The sequence below is a fragment of the Microbacterium sp. MYb54 genome, from assembly GCF_002979515.1.
Lineage (GTDB): Bacteria > Actinomycetota > Actinomycetes > Actinomycetales > Microbacteriaceae > Microbacterium.
Genome location: NZ_PCPA01000006.1, coordinates 89,333 through 108,657, shown reverse-complemented (window position 1 = coordinate 108,657; position 19,325 = coordinate 89,333). Strand labels below are relative to the sequence as shown.

General features: G+C 68.1%; 18 protein-coding genes. 5 read left to right on the top strand and 13 right to left on the bottom strand.

Annotated features, from left to right (window positions below; all coding sequences use genetic code 11):
- Positions 1 to 200 precede the first annotated feature (200 nt).
- From CQ040_RS08790 to CQ040_RS08775, 4 genes are all read right to left on the bottom strand, one after another.
- On the bottom strand, positions 201 to 1,907 hold the full coding sequence (locus CQ040_RS08790) for an ABC transporter ATP-binding protein (protein WP_105527349.1): 1,707 nt from the start codon (positions 1,905 to 1,907) through the stop codon (positions 201 to 203).
- Positions 1,904 to 2,869, bottom strand: a complete 966-nt coding sequence (locus CQ040_RS08785; protein ID WP_028502214.1) for an ABC transporter permease — start codon at positions 2,867 to 2,869, stop codon at positions 1,904 to 1,906. Before CQ040_RS08785 ends, CQ040_RS08790 begins: the two co-directional genes overlap by 4 nt.
- A 34-nt stretch (positions 2,870 to 2,903) precedes the next feature.
- A complete protein-coding gene (locus CQ040_RS08780) occupies positions 2,904 to 3,908 on the bottom strand; it encodes an ABC transporter permease (protein WP_105527350.1) in 1,005 nt (334 codons plus the stop codon).
- Positions 3,909 to 3,994: 86 nt separating this feature from the next.
- Positions 3,995 to 5,668 carry an ABC transporter substrate-binding protein gene (locus CQ040_RS08775; RefSeq protein ID WP_105527351.1) on the bottom strand — a complete coding sequence of 558 codons (1,674 nt, stop codon included), beginning with the start codon at positions 5,666 to 5,668 and terminating at the stop codon, positions 3,995 to 3,997.
- A gap of 162 nt (positions 5,669 to 5,830) precedes the next feature.
- On the opposite strand from CQ040_RS08775, the gene CQ040_RS08770 reads away from it, so the two are divergent.
- Positions 5,831 to 6,751, top strand: a complete 921-nt coding sequence (locus tag CQ040_RS08770; protein ID WP_105527352.1) for a sugar kinase — start codon at positions 5,831 to 5,833, stop codon at positions 6,749 to 6,751.
- Between the two features lie 101 nt (positions 6,752 to 6,852).
- Here CQ040_RS08770 and CQ040_RS08765 read toward each other — a convergent pair whose 3' ends face one another.
- Genes CQ040_RS08765 through CQ040_RS08745 form a run of 5 tightly spaced genes read right to left on the bottom strand, consistent with a single transcriptional unit; the run spans position 6,853 to position 12,351 of the window.
- Positions 6,853 to 7,719 carry a MurR/RpiR family transcriptional regulator gene (locus CQ040_RS08765; protein ID WP_105527353.1) on the bottom strand — a complete coding sequence of 289 codons (867 nt, stop codon included), beginning with the start codon at positions 7,717 to 7,719 and terminating at the stop codon, positions 6,853 to 6,855.
- A 14-nt stretch (positions 7,720 to 7,733) separates the two neighbouring features.
- On the bottom strand, positions 7,734 to 9,245 hold the full coding sequence (locus CQ040_RS08760) for a glycoside hydrolase family 3 protein (protein WP_105527354.1): 1,512 nt from the start codon (positions 9,243 to 9,245) through the stop codon (positions 7,734 to 7,736).
- Positions 9,242 to 10,075, bottom strand: a complete 834-nt coding sequence (locus CQ040_RS08755) for a carbohydrate ABC transporter permease (RefSeq protein WP_028502208.1) — start codon at positions 10,073 to 10,075, stop codon at positions 9,242 to 9,244. Before CQ040_RS08755 ends, CQ040_RS08760 begins: the two co-directional genes overlap by 4 nt.
- Complete coding sequence (locus CQ040_RS08750) at positions 10,072 to 11,046, bottom strand: carbohydrate ABC transporter permease (RefSeq protein ID WP_028502207.1); 975 nt, start codon at positions 11,044 to 11,046, stop codon at positions 10,072 to 10,074. Before CQ040_RS08750 ends, CQ040_RS08755 begins: the two co-directional genes overlap by 4 nt.
- A gap of 15 nt (positions 11,047 to 11,061) precedes the next feature.
- Positions 11,062 to 12,351: a sugar ABC transporter substrate-binding protein gene (locus CQ040_RS08745; protein ID WP_105527355.1), complete on the bottom strand. Its 1,290-nt coding sequence runs from the start codon at positions 12,349 to 12,351 to the stop codon at positions 11,062 to 11,064.
- 150 nt (positions 12,352 to 12,501) lie between these two features.
- Here CQ040_RS08745 and CQ040_RS08740 point away from each other — a divergent pair, with 150 nt between their 5' ends.
- The 4 genes from CQ040_RS08740 (at position 12,502) to CQ040_RS08725 (ending at position 15,888) form a co-directional block, all read left to right on the top strand.
- The gene (locus CQ040_RS08740) at positions 12,502 to 13,773 is read left to right on the top strand and encodes an LCP family protein (RefSeq protein WP_105527356.1); all 1,272 of its coding nucleotides are present in this window, start codon (positions 12,502 to 12,504) and stop codon (positions 13,771 to 13,773) included.
- A 30-nt stretch (positions 13,774 to 13,803) separates the two neighbouring features.
- Positions 13,804 to 14,664, top strand: a complete 861-nt coding sequence (locus CQ040_RS08735) for a spermidine synthase (protein ID WP_105527357.1) — start codon at positions 13,804 to 13,806, stop codon at positions 14,662 to 14,664.
- A 161-nt stretch (positions 14,665 to 14,825) separates the two neighbouring features.
- Positions 14,826 to 15,353 carry a hypothetical protein gene (locus CQ040_RS08730; protein ID WP_105527358.1) on the top strand — a complete coding sequence of 176 codons (528 nt, stop codon included), beginning with the start codon at positions 14,826 to 14,828 and terminating at the stop codon, positions 15,351 to 15,353.
- Between the two features lie 46 nt (positions 15,354 to 15,399).
- Positions 15,400 to 15,888: a SprT-like domain-containing protein gene (locus CQ040_RS08725; RefSeq protein WP_105527359.1), complete on the top strand. Its 489-nt coding sequence runs from the start codon at positions 15,400 to 15,402 to the stop codon at positions 15,886 to 15,888.
- A gap of 7 nt (positions 15,889 to 15,895) precedes the next feature.
- On the opposite strand, the gene CQ040_RS08720 is transcribed toward CQ040_RS08725, so the two are convergent.
- From CQ040_RS08720 to CQ040_RS08705, 4 genes are all read right to left on the bottom strand, one after another.
- On the bottom strand, positions 15,896 to 16,315 hold the full coding sequence (locus CQ040_RS08720; RefSeq protein WP_105527360.1) for a DUF3054 domain-containing protein: 420 nt from the start codon (positions 16,313 to 16,315) through the stop codon (positions 15,896 to 15,898).
- A gap of 92 nt (positions 16,316 to 16,407) precedes the next feature.
- A complete protein-coding gene (locus CQ040_RS08715) occupies positions 16,408 to 17,067 on the bottom strand; it encodes a 2-phosphosulfolactate phosphatase (RefSeq protein WP_105527361.1) in 660 nt (219 codons plus the stop codon).
- 18 nt (positions 17,068 to 17,085) lie between these two features.
- The gene (locus tag CQ040_RS08710; RefSeq protein ID WP_105527362.1) at positions 17,086 to 18,546 is read right to left on the bottom strand and encodes an FtsX-like permease family protein; all 1,461 of its coding nucleotides are present in this window, start codon (positions 18,544 to 18,546) and stop codon (positions 17,086 to 17,088) included.
- Positions 18,543 to 19,304 (bottom strand): ABC transporter ATP-binding protein, encoded by a 762-nt coding sequence (locus tag CQ040_RS08705; protein WP_028502198.1) that lies wholly within the window; start codon positions 19,302 to 19,304, stop codon positions 18,543 to 18,545. Before CQ040_RS08705 ends, CQ040_RS08710 begins: the two co-directional genes overlap by 4 nt.
- Positions 19,305 to 19,325: the final 21 nt, after the last annotated feature.

Below are 19,325 nucleotides of genomic sequence, written 5' to 3'. Positions count from 1 at the left end.
CTCGATTCCTTTGTCGTCAGGTGGAGTGTGCGCCCGGGAACTCAACAATGCCGACCACCATATGAGGGCAGGGAGAAACGAGCGCAACTACCAACTATACGCACGATTGTGCGACATGGCAAGCGCAGTCCTTGACCAATCTTGGAAGCTGCGGTATGAGTGCCCGATCACCGGGCCGGATCGCGTCCGGCCCGGTGATCTCAGGACGCGATGCCCAGCTCGTTGCCGGGGATCGAGGCCAACAGGCGCCGCGTGTACGGGTCTCGCGGATTCGTGAAGATCTCCTCCGAGGTGGCCGCTTCCACGAGTTTGCCGTCTTTCATCACGCACACGTAGTCGCTGATCAGTCGCACCACCGCGAGGTCGTGCGAGATGAACAGGTAGCTCAGGCCATACTCCCGCTGCAGGTCGCCGAGCAGCTTCAGGATCTGGTCCTGCACGAGCACGTCGAGCGCCGACACCGGTTCGTCGCACACGATCAGATCGGGCGAGAGGGCGAGGGCACGGGCGATCGCGACGCGCTGCCGCTGGCCTCCCGAGAGCTCGGACGGGTACCGCCGCAGCATCGACTGGGGCAGCGCCACGTCATCGAGCAGCTGCCGCACGCGCGTGCGACGATCGGCGCCGCTCCCCCGTTTGTAGAACTCCAACGGCTCGGCGATCAGCCGTTCGATCGTGAACATCGGGTTCAGACTCGAATACGGATCCTGGAAGATCGGCTGCACCTGCTGCCGGAAGTTCCTTGTCTCCGCGCGGGAGAGCGTGGAGATGTCCTTGCCCTCGTAGCGGATCAGACCCTTCGTCGGCTCGATCACCTTCAGCAGCATCCGTGCGGTCGTGGTCTTGCCCGAACCGGACTCCCCCACGATCGCGACGGTCTCCCCGCGCGGGATCACCAACGACACGTCGTCGACGGCGACGAAGTCCTCGCCTCGTCCCCGCACCGGATACACCTTGGTGAGGTTCTCGATCTCGACGATGTTGTCGGCCGGCGCGACCGGAGCGGCGGGGTCAACCTCGGCGGGCCGATCCTGCACCCGGAACGCCTCCGGCTGCAGGCGGGCCGCAGCCACCGACGGCGCCGCCTTCACGAGCGACTGCGTGTACGGGTGCTGTGGATCCTCGAGGATCTGCCGCGCGTCGCCCTGCTCCACGACCTTGCCGCGGTGCATCACGATCACCCGCTCCGCCCGCTCGGCCGCGAGCCCCAGGTCGTGCGTGATGAGCAGCACGGCCGTTCCCAACTCGCGCGTCATCTGTCCGATCTGGTCGAGGATCGTCTGCTGCACCGTGACGTCGAGGGCGCTCGTGGGCTCGTCGGCGATCAGCAGGCGCGGCTTGCAGGCCAGACCGATCGCGATGAGCGCGCGCTGGCGCATGCCACCGGAGAACTCATGCGGATACTGCTTCGCACGTCGCGCCGGATCGGGGAGGCCGGCGGCGGTCAGCGCCTCGACCACCTTCGCCTGCACGTTCTGTCGCGTGGCGAGGCCGTGCGCGAGCAGCGTCTCCGCCACCTGCGTGCCGATCTTCGCGACCGGGTTCAGGTTCGACATCGGGTCCTGCGGCACGAGGCCGATGTCGCGACCGCGGATCGCGCGCAGCTCGTGCTCCGACGCCCGAGAGATCTCCTTCCCGTCGAGGCGGATGCTGCCGGCGGCGATCTTGCCTCCGCCGGCGAGCAGCCCGATGATGGCCATCGCGGTGGTGGACTTGCCCGAACCGGACTCCCCCACGATCGCGACGGTCTCACCGGGGCGGATCTCGAGGTCGACACCCTCGACGGCGTGCACGACGCCGTCCATGGTGGCGAAGTCCACGGCCAGCCCTTGTACCGACAGCAGCGGCTCGGTCGACATCTGATTCTCCTTCGCGGCGCGCATCGCGCCGTCGTCGCGCGCGTTCATCGCGCCCTCGTCCGTGGATCCATCGCCTCGCGCAACGCCTCACCCAGCAGGGTGAAGCCGAGCGCGGTGACGGCGATGCAGATGCCGGGGAGGAAGGCGAGCCACGGTGCGATCGCGAGCTCGGACTGCGCGTAGGTGAGCATGCGCCCCCACTCCGCCGTCTCCGGGCGTCCGCCGCCGAGGCCGAGGAAGGACAGTGCCGCCGCATCGATGACCGCGGTGGCGAGCGTCAGGGTCCCCTGCACGATCACGGGACCGATGGCGTTGGGCAGCACGTGCGACATCGTGATCTTGCCGCGGCCGAGACCGAGGGTCTGCGCGGAGAGCACGTAGTCGCTCGAACGCTGCTGCAGCATCGACGCCCGCAGCAGCCGCGCGAAGATCGGCACCTGCGACGCCCCGATCGCGATCATGATCGCGAAGGGGGTCTGCCCGAGGATCGCGGCGATCGAGACCGCCAGCAGCAGGTTCGGCACCGAGAGGATGATGTCGACGATGCGCATGATGAGCGTGTCGACCCATCCACCGAACGTGCCGGCGAGCAGTCCGAGGATCATGCCTCCGACCAGGCCCATCGCGGTCGAGATGACACCGATCATGAGCGATGCCTGCGCACCCCAGATGAGCTTGGAGAGCACGTCGCCACCGAACCGATCGAGGCCCAGCGGGAACTGCGGAAGCTCCCCGGGGCCTGGGATGTAGGTCGGGGTGATGTACTTCGCTCCCGGCAGAGCCGTCTCCGGATAGGGCGCGAGCAGTGGGGCGAGGGCTGCGACGAGCAGGAACGCCACGACGATGGCCGCGCCGATCCACGCGGTCGGATTGCGGCGGAGACGGCGGAACACGTCCCGCCAGAATCCGCCGGAGCCGTTCTTCAGATCGGCCTGGGCGATGGCGACGGTGTCGATGCTGCCGCCGCTCTCCGCCGACGGGCCCTGAGCGGGCGGGAGTGCGATGGTCATGCGACCGACTCCTTTCGGACGATGGGGAGGGACATCACTGCACCCTCACTCTCGGATCGATGAAGCTGTAGGAGACATCGACCGCCAGGTTGATCAGCGCGTACGCGATCGCAATGAAGATGATGAAGCCTTGGAGGACGGGGAAGTCCCTGGTGAAGATCGCCCTCGCCAGGAACGAGCCGATGCCCGGGAAGGCGAACACCGTCTCGGTGAGCACCGCCCCCGAGATCAGGAGTCCGGTCTGCAGACCGATCGTCGTGATGACGGGGAGCATCGCATTGCGCAGGATGAAGCGGTTGCGCAACGTCGGCGAGCCCACGCCCTTGGCACGCCCGGTGCGCACGTAGTCCGCGTTCTGCACCTCCAGGACACTGGCCCTGGTGATGCGGACGATGATGGCGAGCGGGATCGTGCCGAGCGCGAGCGCCGGCAGGATCAGGTGCAGGATCGCATCCCACGCGGCATCGAACTCGCCGGTGATGATGCCGTCCCACACATAGAACCCGGTGGGATGGGTCGCGTCTATTCGTGGGTTCTGGCGTCCGTCCGACGGCAGCCAGCCCAGTTGCACCGCGAAGACGTACTTCAGGATGAACGCGAGGAAGAACACCGGGATGGTGATGCCGATCAGGCTCAGAACCACCGAGGCGTGGTCGGTGAACTTGCCGTGGCGGCGGGCGGCCCAGTATCCGAGCGGGATGCCGATGCCGACGGCGAAGATGAGCGCCATGACGCTCAGCTCCAGCGTCGCGGGGAACCGGCGGAGGAACTCCTCCGTCACCGGCCGGTTGGTCTGGATGGACGTGCCGAAGTCGCCCTGGAGGAGGCGGCCGATCCAGATGAAGTACTGCTCGATGAGGGGCTTGTCGAAGCCGTAGAGCTGGTTGACTCTCGCGACGGCCTCGGGTGTGGCCTTCTCTCCGAGCAGGGCGACCGCGGGGCCGCCGGGGAGGGCCCTGACCCAGGCGAACAGCAGGATGCTGAGCCCGAACAGGGTGGGGATGAGGAACAGCAGTCGCCTGCCGATGGTGCGCAGCACGAAGATCTCCGTCGATCAGAAGGTACGCCGTTCCCCGGTCCCGCAGATGGCGCGGGACCGGGGTCGGGCATATCAGGTGGTCAGGCCTACTTGGTGAGGACGATGTCTGTGAAGACCTCGTCGTTCACCGGGCTGGCGGGATAGCTCTTCACGCGCGGGTCGAACGCCAGGGTCGGCGCCGGGTGCGCGAGCGGGACGCCCGGGATGAACTGGGCGACCATCTCGTTGATCTCCTCGTACAGCGCCGTCTGGTCCTCGAGCTTGGAGACGCCGCGCGCCTCGTTCAGCTTCTGGAACAGCTCGGGGTTGTCGAAGCCCCACTCGGAGCTCTGCTGGCCGAAGAAGACGCCGACGAAGTTGTCGGTGTCATTGTAGTCACCGGTCCAACCGAGCAGGTGGATGCCGTGATCCGAGGTGCCGGTGGTGCGGTCGAGGTACTCGACCCATTCCTCCGAGACCGGGGTGGTCTCGACGCCGACCTCGGACAGCTGCGACGACAGCACCGTGAAGATCTGCTCGGGGTCCGGCATGTAGGGACGCGAGACGTTGACCGGGTAGTTGAAGGTGAGCTTCAACGGGTTCGCCTCGGTGTAGCCCGCCTCGGCCAACAGCGACTTGGCCTTCTCGGGGTCGTAGTCGTACGTCGTGACGTCGGGGTTGTAGCCGTTGACGACCTCGGGCACGAACTCGATCGCCTTCTGCGTGCCTTCAGGCAGCACCTGGCTGATCAGCGCGTCCTTGTCGACCGCGTACGACAGAGCCTCGCGGACCTTCGGGTCCTGCAGTTCCGGGACCGCCTGGTTGAACGCGAGGTAGAGGATCGTGAACGGCGGACGCGACACCATCGTGAAGCCGTCGTCCTCGAGTGCCTTGGTGTCGGCCGGTCCGACGAGGTCGTAACCGTCGATCGAGCCGGACTCGAGCGCCTGGCGGCGAGCGGTCGGGTCATCGATCGTGCGGAAGATGATCTCGTCGACCTGCCCCTTGTCGCCCCAGTAGCCGTCGTAGGACTTGAGCGTGACCTGCTCGCCCGGCGCCCACTCGTCGAACGCGTAGGGGCCGGTGCCGACCGGGTGTCCCATCGCGTACTCCGACAGCTGCGGGGCCTCGGCCGAGCCGCTGACCTCGTCAGCACCGAACTCCTGCATGGCCGAGGGGCTCTGCATCGCGAACGACGGGAGCGACAGCGAAGCGACGAATCCGGCGAACGGCTTGTTCAGCTCGATCGTGACGGAGTTCTCGCCGTCAGGGGTGCAGGACTTGTACACGGCGTCGGCCGCATTGGAGGCGTACCCCTTGAAGAGCTTGTTGTAGTAGTAGCCGAACGCCTCGGACGCGGCGAGGCCGGTCCAGTTGAACCAGCGGTCGAAGTTGACGCACACGGCCTCGGCGTTGAACGGCGTGCCGTCCTGGAACGTGACGTCCTTCTTGAGCTCGAAGGTGTGGGACATGCCGTCCTCCGACGACTCCCATGACTCGGCGAGGAGCGGTGCGGGGTCGGCGGTGCCGGGTTCGGTGCCGACGAGCCCCTCGAAGATCTGACGCGAGACGCGGAAGCTCTCGCCGTCCTGCGCGAAGGCGGGATCGAGGCTGGCCGGGTCCGATGATGCCGCGAAGACGAACGTTCCGTCGACATCGCCTGACCCTTCGGAGCCCTCATCCCCTCGCTCGCTGGCGACGCACCCCGCGAGGGCGAGAGCGGCGATCGTGGCTCCGGTTACGGCGATGAGTCCTCGCCGACGCTTGACTGATTGGTGCATTGTGTGACCTTCCCTGTCGGGCGCTTCTTTGCGCGTCCCGAGGCTTCTTCGCCTCGGGGCGGTGATGCATCGACGGTACCCAGCAGATCCTCAGATTCCAAACGGATCCAGGTTGCAATCCGGTATCGGCATGAGCGGCACTGATCCGGTAGTGTCCAGATCGTGCCCGACTCCACCCCGCTCGCCGTCTGCTTCGGCGAGGGCATGGTCGCCCTCGTCGCCGCCACCGCAGGACCGCTGGAGGACTGCCGCAGCTTCCATCGCTCCCTGGCCGGAGCCGAGTGGAACACCGCGATCGCTCTCGCGTCTGCCGGCATCCGCACGTCTGTCCTCTCGCGCGTCGGAGACGACGGCTTCGGGCGGTTCCTCACCGCCGAGCCGCGTGCGCACGGCGTCGACGACTCTGCGGTCGAGGTCGACGACGGTGCGCCCACCGGCCTCTACGTGAAAGAGCTCTCGGCGCGAGACGACGGCGCCGTCGACGGAACCATGCACTACTACCGCGCAGGCTCCGCCGCTGCGGCCCTGTCGCCGCAGACCCTGGCGACGCCCGTGGCGTCCGGCCTCCTCGCCGAAGCGGCCCTCGTGCACACCTCGGGCATCACTCCTGCGCTCTCGGCCTCGGCTCTCGCGGCTCAGGAGGCGCTGTTCGCGCAACGGTGCCCCGGCCGACTGCTCAGCTTCGACCTGAACTGGCGACCTGCGCTCTGGCGCGGACGCGAGGCGGAGGGCCGGAGGATCGTCTCGGACTTCGCCGCCCGCGCCGACATCGCGTTCTGCACCCGCCCCGATGCAGAGGCCGTGTTCGGCACGAGTGATCCACAGCAGTTGCGCGCCCTCTTCCCGCAGCCGCGGTACCTGCTCGTCACCGATTCGAGCGGCGCCGTCGCGTTCGACGGCACGGAGACCGCGGAGAGCGACGCGCTCGACGCCCCGGTGGTGGAGACCATCGGAGCGGGAGACGCCTTCGCGGCCGGCTTCCTCGCCGGAGTCCTCACCGGGCTGTCGCTCACGGGAAGCCTCGCGCGAGGACACCGCATCGCGACACGCGCCCTGGTGAGCACCCGCGACCACGTCGACTGAGCACGCCGCCCCGGGCGGAGAACTCGCCGTGGGGAGGAGTGTCTGCGCGCGCATCTCCGCCTGACACGGAGATCTCCGCTCAATGAAGCGGATGCCGAGCCTCAGGTGCGACGGCGTGCGGGCACTGCGTCGTGGGTCCGCTGCAGCGAGACGGCGACCGGCTCGCCACGGTGCTGCACCACACGCACGAACAGCACATCGACGAGGGCGAGCTGCGCGATGCGACTCGACATCGCCGCCATCCGGAACGGGGATTCGTGCGCATGCGTGAGCAGCACGACCTCCGCCGCCAGCGCCAACGGCGAGTCGGGCGCGCTGGTGACCGCGACGGCGAGTGCTCCGGCATCTCGCGCGACCTCGAGCGCACGCAGCGTCTCCGCGGTCTCGCCACCGTGCGAGAAAGCGATCGCCACGTCGTCGGCGGTCCGCAGCGAGGCGGTGGTGACTGCGAGATGCGGATCCGGCGAGTGCGACACCGAGCATCCGATCCGCGAGAGCTTCAACAGCAGATCCTGCGCGGTCAGCGACGACGCCGCCTGTCCGAAGAGGTCGATGTGCCGCGCGGCGACGACCGCACGGGCGACCCGGTCGAGGGCGACCGCGTCGAGGGCGAGTGCGGTCTTCTCGATCGCATCGATCTCCTGCGCGGCGAGCTTGGCGGCGATCGCCGTCGGACCGTCGTCGGGATCGATCGCCGTGGTGTCGAGACCGAACCGCGCCTGCTGCGCCTGGGCGAGCGTGATCGCGCGGGCGACCGCGACGCGGAGCTCGCGATAGCCGGTGTACCCGAGTGACTGGGCGTAGCGGGCGACCGTCGACAGCGAGGTGTGGCAGAGCTGGGCGAGATCGTTGATCGCGAGGTCTACGACCAGCGTCGGGTCTCCCAGGATCGTCTCCGCGACGCGCGCCTCGGCAGCGCTCACCTTGGGGAGCGAGCGTCGCACCCGAGCGAGAACGTCATCGTCCATGGAGGGATCCTGTCTCAGCCGGCGCTGGTCATCCTCTGCTGCACCGTGAAGTGCCCCAGGAGTGCTTCGCGCGCCATCTGCGCACCGAGCCTACTGGCTGCGGCGACCTCGATCGTCGGCAGCGGCAACGGGTTCACCGTGGGAAGGCCGACATTGACGACGACCGCACCGGGATCGCGCAGAGCAGCACGTTCGACGAGCGAGCGCTGCGCGGCGTCCGTATCCGGCCTGTCGATCAGCAGCACGGTGGTCCCGGCAGCCGCCGCGACCTCGTCGAGTACGCGGTCCTGTTCGGACACCGGGGTGGAGGCCACGTCCAGGCGCTCGCGCAGACCGTCGCCCGCAAGCGCACTCGCGACGTAGGAACCCGCACTGTCCACGGCGAGCGTCGACCGGCGACGAGCATCGATCACGGCGAGCTCGGATGCCGCTTCCGGCGCTTCGCCGGAGACGCGGACCACACGACGCACGATCTCGGCGGCGTCGAAGTCGTCGGTCGGCTCGTGGTCGCGGTCAGCCGCGGCACGGAGCTTGACCGCGAGATTCGCGACCCGGCCGGCAGCTTCCTCGACGCGAGCCCTGGAGAGCGAGCCGTCACGGAGAGCTGCGACGATCCCGTCCCTCGCGGCACGGAAGTCCTGCTCGTCCTGATCCGGGAGGGCGGCGTCGCCAGGATTGGTCGGGTTGCCGATGCAGAGGAGGTCGGCTCCGGCAGCGAGTGCCAGGGCTGCTCCCCCGCCGAGTCCGACGGTCTCGCGGATGGCGGCCATGTCGAGCGCGTCCGTGATGATGACGCCGTCATAGCCCCAGTCGCGCAGCATGCCCAGCACGCGCGGATTGAGGGTTGCGGGCTGCTCGCCCCATGCCGGGACCACGATGTGCGCGGTCATCACGGCATCCACACCCGCGTCGACCGCGGCGCGGAACGGCTCCAGGTGCACGCGTTCGAACTCTTCGAGGTCGAGCGTGATCTCCGGAAGCGAATGGTGCGAGTCCATATGGGTGTCGCCGTGGCCGGGGAAGTGCTTGACGCAGGCAGCGACGGCCTCATCCTGGATGCCGTCGATCGTCGCGACGACGTGACGTGAGACGAGCACCTCGTCGTCGCCGAACGCCCGCACACCGATCACCGGGTTGCGGGGGTCGGTGTTGACGTCGGCGACCGGGCCGAGCACGACGTTCGCACCGGCCGCACGCACCCGGCGAGCGAGCTCCGCGCCGGTCCGCTCCGAAGCGACCAGATCATCGAGCAGACCGAGCTGGGCGGCTCCCGGCACCGTGGAACCGGTGGCGGACTCGAGCCGGGTGACGCTGCCACCCTCCTCGTCGATGCCGATGAGGGCAGCGGGGTTCGCGTCGAGGATCGCCGCGCTCAGCGCCGGGAGCCCCTCGCCGACGTTCTGCCCGAAGTACACGACTCCGGCCAGGCCGTCACGCAGTTCATCGCGCAGCCACTCGGGCGCTTCGGTGCCGAAGAACCCCGGCCACAGCACGCCGTTCGCGAGGCGTTCGAGCTCGTCGGTCATCCCTTCACCGCTCCTGCCACCATGCCGGAGGCGAGCTTGCGCTGTACCAGCACGAAGAAGATCATGACCGGGACGGTGATGATGGTCGACGCGGCCATGATGCTGCCCCAGTCGTTGGAGTGCAGACCGAAGAACGACTTCAGACCGATCGAGACCGTGTACTGGTCGGTCTGGGCGCCGAGGATCGTCATCGCGAAGATGAACTCGTTCCACGCGGTGATGAAGCTGAAGATGCTGGTCGCGACGAGGCCGGGCATGACCAGCGGCAGCAGCACCGAGCGGAACATGCGCCACCAGCTCGCACCGTCGATGTAGGCGGCCTCTTCGAGCTCGACCGGAACGGCGGCCACGAAGCCGCGCAGCATCCAGATGCCGAACGCGAGCGAGAGGGCGACGTAGACGACCATGAGGCCGAGGATGCTGTTGAGCAGACCCAGGCTCTTGACCTGCAGGAACAGCGGGATCACGAGCGCCTCGAGCGGCACCATCTGCACGATCAGGATCATCATCAGGATCGTGGTGCGGAACTTGAACTTGAAACGCGCGACCGCGACCGCGGCGAGCAGACACACGAGGGCGCTCACGAGAACCGTGACGAGGGCCACGATCGCCGAGTTGCGCAGGTATGTGCCGAATCCGCCGTCGGTGAGCACGAACGCGAAGTTGTCCCACGTGAACTCCTGCGGGATGAGCGACTGCCCACCGCTGGAGGCCTTGCCGTCGAAGGCGCTGGAGACCATCCAGTACACGGGGAACAGCGTGAAGATCAGGACCGCGGCGACCGCGATTCCGATTCCGATGCGGGAGCGGAGCCTCGGACGCGGGTTCACAGCTCATCCTCCTTCATGAGGGAGCGGATGTAGACGATCGTGATGCCGATCAGCACCAGGGTGAGCAGCACGGCGAGCGCGGCACCGAAGCCGTAGCGGTTCTGGCCGAAGGACTCCACATACGACCAGACGCCGAGGTTCAGCACCTGACGGTTGCCACCACCACCGCCGGGCATGAGGTACACCTGGGCGAAGACCTTGAAGTCCCAGATGGTCGAGAGGATGATCACGACCGAGAAGACGGGCTTGAGCGTCGGGAAGATGATCTTCCAGAAGCGGCGCCAGGCGCCGGCGCCATCGAGGGCTGCCGCTTCGAGCATCTCCTTCGAGACGCCGAGGAGTCCGGCGAGCACCGTGATGGCGACGAACGGGAAGCCGTGGTGCACCACGTTGAGGAGCACGATGGCGTAGAAGGACCACTGGTTCGTGAACCAGTTGACCGGGTCGTCCATGAGGCCGAGGTCGCGCAGGACAGCATTGAAGATGCCGCGGTCGGCATCGAAGATGAAGGTCCAGACGTATGTTCCGGTCACGGCGGGCATCGCCCAGGCGACCATGATGCAGCTGGAGACGATGACGCGCCACGTGGTGCCGAGGCGTGCGAGCAGCAGCGCCACGAGCGTGCCGACAGCGACGGTGACGAAGACCGCGACAGCGGCGAATCCGACCGTGTTGGGCAGCACCACCGTCCAGAGAGTCGGGTTGGTGAGCGCCTCGACGTAGTTGTCGAGACCGATCCAGTTGCTCTCACCCGTGTTGATCTCGCGCAGACCGTAGTCCTGCAGCGAGTAGATGACCACCTGGATGAGCGGCCAGAGCATGAGCACCGCGAGGATGGCCAGCCCGGGCGCGAGAAGGAGCCAGGGGCGGGCCGCGACGACCGAGAGGCCGCGTCGCTTCCGGCCGCCGGCCACGGAGGCGGAGGTGGACTCCGCCTTCGTGGCCGGCAGTGGCGCTTGCACCATCGACATGGAAGGAATGCTTCCTTACTTCTGGTTGAGCAGATCGGTCATCTCGGCGGCGGCGTCCTTCGTCGCGGTCGCGACGTCCTTCTGCCCGCTGAGGATGGCCTGGATCATGGAGTTGGTGGTCTTCTTCGCCTGCACAGCGCCGAAGTTGGGCGTGACGGGCACGGAGGCGCCGCCGTCGACCATCTGCTCGGCGAACGGTGCGACCAGCGGGTCGGTCGAGGCCAGTGCCTCTTCCATCGCGGACTGGACGCCCGGGAAGTAGCCGGTCTCGTCGGACCACTGCTCGGCGAACTCGCCGGTGCTCATGAGCTTGACGAACTCCCACGCCAGGTCGGCGTTCTTGGTCGTGTTGAAGACCGAGAGGTGCGATCCGCCGAGGACGGACGGAGCGATGCCGCCGTCTTCGCCGGGGATGACCGCTGCGCCGATCTTGCCCTCGAGGTCGGGGTTCGCCTCGATGAGCGACTTCGGCGTCCAGGAGCCGGAGAGCATCATGGCGACGTTGCCCTGCGTGAACGCGTCACGGAGGTCGGTCTCCTTCCAGGTGGTGGCACCTGCGGAGGAGAAGCCGTGCTCGGTGGCCAGGCCCGTGTAGAACTCGATACCGGCCTGCGACTGCTTGCTGTCGAGCTCGCTGGTCCAGGTCTTGCCGTCCTTCGTGGCGATCTCGCCACCGGCGCCCCAGACCCAGGGGTAGACCTGGAACTCGGCGTCACCAGGAACCGGGAAGGGGAGCATGTCGGGCTTGGCGGCCTTGATCGCATCTCCAGCGGCGACGATGTCATCCCACGTCTTCGGAGCCTCGAGACCGAGCTCCTCGAACACGTCGGCGCGGTAGACGAGCGAGCGGACACCCGCGTACCACGGCATGCCGTACAGCTCGCCGTCGTAGGTGCCGGCGACCTCGAGGCCCTCGACGAGGTCGTCGCGGAGGCCCTTCTCGGCGTCGACGTACTCGTCGAGCGGCTCGAGCGCGCCGGCGTCGGCGAACTCAGCGGTCCAGGTGGTGCCGGTCTCGGCGATGTCGGGGGTCGTGCCACCGGCGATGGAGGTCACGAAGCGGTCGTGGGCGTCGGCCCACTGGATCTCCTCGATCTTGACCGTCGCACCGGTCTCCTTCTCGAAGGCGTCGGACACCTTGTCGTAGAAGGCGGACGCGTCGGGGTTGGTGCCCTTCATGATCCAGACGGTGAGCTCCTGGCCCTTGCCGTCGGCAGAGCCGGTGTCGCTGCCGCCGGCGCAGCCGGCGAGGGCGAGCGTGGCCACGGCGCCGAGCGCCACAGCCGAGAGAATGCGCTTGTGCATTGCGGGGATCTCCTCTTTGAAAAGTCCTGGCAAGCATCGGGTACTCACCGGGGGTTAGGAAAAAGTATCCACGACTAACTAATTACCTGCAAGTTCCTCCCACAATCGTCATGCGGCCGTAACATCAGGTTCCCCCGATAGGCTCCCCGGATGGCTCGCCGCACCCCTGACAAGGACCGTTCGACGGTCGCCCGCCACGCGACGCTCCCCTCTCCAGGGCCCGCCAGAGGATTCCTGAAGATCGCCGGAATCACGCTGGGTGTCGTGCTCGTCTCCGCGATCGCCGTCGCCGCGTTCGTCGTCACCGACTACTTCAATCGCTTCAACGAGGGCGCTGTCGAGCTGGAGGGCGCTCCCGAGGTCGAGCCGCCCTCGATCAGCGCCTACCCCGGCGAGTTCAGCATGCTCATCATCGGCACCGACGAGTGCGGTGCGGTGTCGACGGGCCTGCTGGGCGAGCGCTGCTCCGAGGCCGACGGCGGGATCCTCAACGACGTGAACCTGCTGGTGCACGTGTCTGCGGAGCCGCGCAAGGTCACCGCGATCTCGTTCCCGCGCGACCTGATGATCGAGACTCCTGAATGCAACCTGGCTGACGGATCCGTCGCCTCGGCGACGAGCAAGACGCAGATCAATTCGGTCTTCCAGCGCGCCGGCCTGTCCTGCGTGGCGAAGACGGTGACCGCGCTCACGGGCGTCGAGATCCCCTTCGCCGCGAAGATCGACTTCGACGGGGTGATGGAGGTGACCGATGCGATCGGCGGGGTCGAGGTGTGCATCGGCGGCGACGGCATCCGCGACAGGCACACCAACCTCGACTGGGCACCGGGCCCGCGCACCGTCTCCGGCTACGAAGCCCTCCAGTTCATCCGCACGCGGCACGGCGTCGGGGATGAGAGCGACATGGCGAGGGTCTCGAACCAGCAGCAGTACATGTCCCGTCTGGTGAAGAAGATCATGAGCGACGAGGTCCTCACCGACCCCGGCAAGGTGCTCGGGCTCGCCAACACCGTCGTCGACAACATCGACCCGAGCGACCAACTCGCGAACCCGGTCCGTCTCGCACAGCTCGCGCTCTCCATCAAGGATGTGCCGTTCTCGGAGTTCGTCTTCCTGCAGTACCCGGTGTTCGAAGACCCGGATGATTCCGACCGCGTGATCCCCAACCGTGCGGCTGCAGCGACGATCTGGGACGCGCTGGAGGCCGGCCAGTCCGTGCAGCTGACGGGCAAGGCCAGCAACAACGGCGGCGTCGAGCTCGTCGATCCTGCTCCGGGAACCGATCCGGAGGCACCGACGACAGAGGCTCCCACCACCGACGACCCGTCGACCGGGACTCCGGCGCCGCGTGCGACACTCGACTCCGCCATCTCAGGTCAGACGGCCGAGCAGGAGACCTGCGCCAACGGCAAGCAGCGCTGAGCACCGATGACCTGCGCGTAGGCTCGTGCCATGGGCCGGACGAGATCGCGTGACACGGAGCATCCCCAGGCCCGACTAGACCACGGCGGCATCGCGACCATCGTGCCGTCGGAGTTCACGAGCGGCTTCGAACTCGTCGTCGACGGCACCCCGCAATCGCATGTCGACCTCGACGACCCGACCCATCTGCACTTCGAGTACATCGTGCGGATGGGAGCGGTGATCGACCAGCTCGCTCCCGGCCCCCTGACCGCTGTGCACCTCGGCGCCGGCGCGCTGACGATCCCCCGCTACATCGATGCGACGCGCCCCGGCTCCCGCCAGCAGGTCATCGAACTCGAGGCCCCGCTCGCCCAGTTGGTGCGTGAGCATCTCCCCGTGCCGAAGGGCGCGCCGATCCGGATCCGGATCGGCGACGCGCGTGAAGGAGTGCGCAAGCTACCGAGTGCTCTACACGCGAGCTGCGACCTCGTCGTCTCCGACGTCTACTCAGGGGCGCAGACGCCCGCGCACCTCACCAGCGTCGAGTTCTACCGTGAGCTCGCCGAACTGCTCGGATCGGGTGGCGTGCTGCTCGTCAATGTCGCAGACGGGCCAGGACTCGCGTTCGCCCGCCGCCAGGCCGCGACGATCGCGGAGGTTCTCCCCGAGATCGGCATCCTCGCCGATACCCAGGTGCTCAAGGGCCGGCGGTTCGGGAACCTCGTGGTCGCGGCGTCCGCCTCTCCCCTGCCGACCGAATGGCTGCCGCGGATGCTGGCTGCGGGCCCCCACCCCGCGAAGATCGCCCAGGGCGCCGAGGCGCATGCCTTCATCCAGGGCGCACGGATCGTGACCGACGCGGATGCCGTCGCCTCGCCCCGCCCTGACGCCTCGCTCTTCCTGCGCTGAACGATTCCTCCGCCCTCGAGTCGACGTGCGGGGAGCCCATCGGCGACCCGCGCGCCTGGTCCTCGGCGTGTCGAGAGCCGGATGCGGCGACCAGGGCGCGCCGCCCCGACGACCGTGCGACCGGAAGGCAGACTGGATGGGCACGCTGCGGAAGGAGAGCAATGAGTTTCATCCGGGGATACGACCAGGAGACCCTCCGCGAAGAGGTCGATCTCGACGAATGCGCGACGCGTCTCGCAGAGATCGAGTCGCAGCGGAGTCTGCCCGCTCTGCTGGAGCGCGTATGGCTGCTCAAGGTGCTCGATCGGCTCGACGAGTCGCTCGCACTGGCAGACGAGACGGTGCGTCAGGCGCGCATGGCCGGGACCCGCAAAGACGTCCTCCGCGCACGCGTGCTGCATGCGACCGTCCTGCAGTACCGCGGTGCGCACGCCGCCGCCGAGCAGGAGCTGGCGACCTGCGCGACCGAGGCCGAGGGCCAGCGGTGGGCGTCGATCGCGGCTTTCGCGTATCAGCACCACGGCAAGAACGCCTATGACGCCGGCGACTACGAGACGGCGCGCGAGAGCTTCAAGCAATCGTTGTTCCTGCGTCGCGAGTCCGGTGCCGAGGACAGCGAACTCGAGACCGCGCTGCTCGCGATCGAGGCGGCCGAACGCCGCCGCCCGCCGCAGCTCATCGCCGGCTGAGCCTGTCGACGACCGGGATGTCGGTCGTAGGGATTAGCCTTGGCGCATGGCGGAACTTGACCGTGTGCGCGTCTGGGGCGAGGCACTGATCACACTGCATCTCGACGACAGCTGGTCGTTCGGATTCGACCATGCCAAACGTCGGGCCGGGCAGTGCGACTACACGAAGAAGCGCATCACGGTGTCGCGCTACCTCGCAGCGCGCTTCGACGACGACGAGATCCATCAGGTACTGCTGCACGAGGTGGCACACGCTCTCGCCGGGCACAAGGCAGCGCACGGTCCGGCGTGGAAGCGCGTCGCCCGAGACCTCGGCTACGTCGGCGGCACGACGCACCACGGCGAGACCGCCGTCGAACTCGCCCCCTGGGTGGGCAACTGCCCTGCCGGGCACGTGACCTATCGGCATCGCCGGCCGACGAGAGCAACCTCGTGCGCACGCTGCTCACGTACGTTCGATTCGAGGCACCTGTTCGCGTGGACCCGCCGAGAGATCTCGACCGACGCGCGCCTCTCGGCGCAGATGCCGCGCTGACCCCGGCTCAGCTGATCGAGTCGTCGAGCCCTTCCGGGTCGTTGGCCGCAGCCGCTTCATGGGTTCCGGCGGATCGACGTCGTCGCAGCAGCGCCGCGATCGCGCGCCAGCCGACCAGGAAGACCCCGAGCACGAGGGTCGCCACGATGATGAACGGCACCTCCGCCGTGTCGCCGCTGAGTACGCGGATGAGCATTCCCCCCGCGACCGTCACGACCCAGACCACAGCTCCCCACAGCAGAGACCATGGTCGTCGGGGCCGACCCGGAAGCAGGGCAGCGACCAGGTGACCGATGACCAACGCGATCAGGAAGGGCCACGCGGTGAGCAGGAACCCGGCGGGGTTCTCGTCATGCGAGGCGCGACCGATCGCGGCGAAGATCAGCACGAGCACGACGTCGACGATGACAGCGGGGAGGTACCTCATGCCACGACCCTACGTGCCCGGAGCCGCAGCCACGCCTCCCCCGCGGCATCCGGCGGATATCGACGTCTCGAACGGGCTCGGTCGCTGATCGCTCAGTCGAAGCGAACGAATGAGCCGTCGCGCAGCACCGGGACGACGTCGACGGCGTCGACCGCAGCGGCATCCTTCACCTCTGTCGGCACCAGGCCCGCTGCCTCGATGCCGGCGGTCGCCGCGACACCTTCGGCGAGTTCACGGCCGGATCCACTCGCACCGACCATGTGCCGCAGCGCGCTGCGAAGGGCACGGAAGCCCTCGGCGGCCACAGCGGCGTCCGGGGCCGTGTGATCGATCCCCCTGTCCGAAAGAGCCGACACGATCGCACCGGCTCCGAGCTGGTCTTCGACCGCGAACCGCAGCACGCCTGCGTCATCGAGCTCTCCTGCCGCGATGACCGCGACCGCGGTTCGTGCCTGTCGACGCTCCTGGATCGTCTGCACCACCCGCGCGACGGCCGAGGCGTTGCGGAGGCCGCCGACGAGCACGATCGCACCCGACGAGGCCGCGGCAGCCACGGCCGCACCGTTGCGCGACCAGGTCTCCGCCTCGCTCAGCACGACCTCGACACCGGATGCTGTGGCATCGATCACCGTGGAGGAGAAGCGCAGCACGTCCACGACCACGACGACGTCGACGGGGGCGAGACGGGCAAGACCCGCCGTGCCCCAGTCGAGGCGGACCTGATACGTGGACTGATCGAACGGCGAGGGCACCCGACCAGCCTAGAGGCGTCAGTCCGCCGCGAGCGCCTCGACGGGGGCCACCCTCGTGGCCAGCCGCGTGGGCGTCGCCGCTGCGACCAGAGTGAGGACGGCTGTCGCGACGACGATGATCGCCACCGGGATCCACGGGATCTGCGGGGCGACGAGCCCGGCCGGAGTGAAGTCAGGCAGGGTCGGCACCGAGCCGAGGAGCGACTGCGCCGCGACCCAGCCGTACAGGACACCCAGTACGAGCCCGGTCAGTGTCGCCGCCACCGTGATGTGCGTGGCCTCGAGCAGCACCATCCGGCGCACCTGGCGGTTCGACAGGCCGATCGACCGCAGCAGCCCCAGCTCGCGGCGACGCTGCACGACGCCGATCGTGAGCAGGTTGACGAGACCGACCGCCGCGATCACGGCGGAGACGGCGACCAGCACCATCATGACCGCCGCGAAGGCATCCATCGGGGCGAAGAACTCCTCCGGCACCTCCCCCGTGACCTGGCTCATCATCAGACGCTTGGCAGACTCGAGCGCCACGGCGAACATCGTCACCAGCGTCACGCCCATCACCACGCCGATCGCCATCCTGGATGATCGCTCCGGGTAGCGCAGCGCGTTCTCGGCGGCGAGTCGCGCGGTGGCGCTCGACCCGAACATCCGCCCGACCAGGCGCAGCACCGGCGGCATGAACAGCACGGATCCGAGGGCGAGCCCCGTGAACGAGAGCACGCCTCCGACGAAGGCCACCACCACACCGAGCGGCGTCATGAGCCCGACCAACACGCCACCGACGAGAAGCACCGCACCGGCGATCAGCAGTACCCAGGCGCCGATGTGCCGCCCCTGCTTGCCGGAGACCTCGTCGTGCGTGCGCTCGACCGATCCACCCAGCGCCTGCAGCGGGGTCACCGAGAGCACGCGGCGGGATCCGGCCCACGCTGCAGCCCAGGTGGTGAGCGCCACCCCGACCGCCGGCAGCACGACGAACGGCTGCGCGAGCGAGAAGCTCGATGGTGCGTTCTCGATCAGCTGCGCCCCGATCTGCACGCCGAGCGCCGCAAGCCCGAGGCCGGCGAGCACACCGATGACCGCCCCGAGGAGCCCCACGACGAGTCCCTGCTTTCCGACCTCGGCCCGCTGCGAGCGTGCCGTCGCCCCGATCAGTCGCATGAGCGCGATCTGGCGGGTGCGCCCGGCGATGATCGTGGAGAAGGTGTTCGCGGTGACGATCGCCGCGACGTACATCGCGACCACAGTCAGGAGCACCGACAGCAGCGCGACGACGAAGGCCAATGTGCCGCTGTCGCCGATGAAGGGGTCGGCTTGCAGCACCGCGCCGATATACGCCGTGATCTCGACCAGGAGCACGCCGAACCCGGCCGACAGCGCGGCGACCAGGATGCTGGCGCCCATCCCGCGATCACGCAGCCACCCCAGGCGCGGTCCGGTCGCCCGAGTCTCGGGAACGACCGTGGCGATGGCGGTCATGCTGCCACCTCTGCGGCGAGCATGTAGGCCGAGATCTCCTCGGCGCTCTGGCGCGGGTGGTCGGCGACGATGCGTCCGTCGCCGAGGTACAGCACGCGATCGGCGTGGCTCGCGGCGATCGCGTCGTGCGTGACCATCGCGATGGACTGACCGTGCTCCCTGCTCGCGGTGGCGAGCAGACGCAGCACTTCGCGGCCGGTCTTGGAATCGAGGTTGCCGGTGGGCTCATCCGCGAACACGAGATCCGGAGCGGTGGCGAGGGCGCGGGCGATCGCCACACGCTGCTGCTGCCCGCCGGACAGCTGATGCGGGCGGTGGTTCAGGCGCGAGCCGAGTCCGAGCGACTCGATGAGCCCGTCGATGCGCGCACGCTCGATCGCACTCGGGCGGCGGCCGTCGAGCTCGAACGGAAGCATGATGTTGCCGAGAGCATCGAGCGTGGGAACGAGGTTGAAGGCCTGGAAGATGAACCCGATGCGACGTCGCCTCAAGATCGTGAGGTCGATGTCGCCGAGACCGGTGATGTCGGTGTCGCCGATCCACACCCGTCCTTCGCTGGGGCTGTCGAGGCCCGCCATGATGTGCATCAAGGTGGACTTGCCGGATCCGGACGGCCCCATGATCGCGGTGAACTGTCCGCGACGGATTCCCACGCTGACATCGTCGAGGGCGCGCACGGTGCTTTCACCCGAGCCGTAGGTCTTCTTCAGGTGCTGGACACGGGCGGCGAGCCCCAGGTCGGTTGTCGTGATCTCCATGACTCCGACGCTATTTCCGCC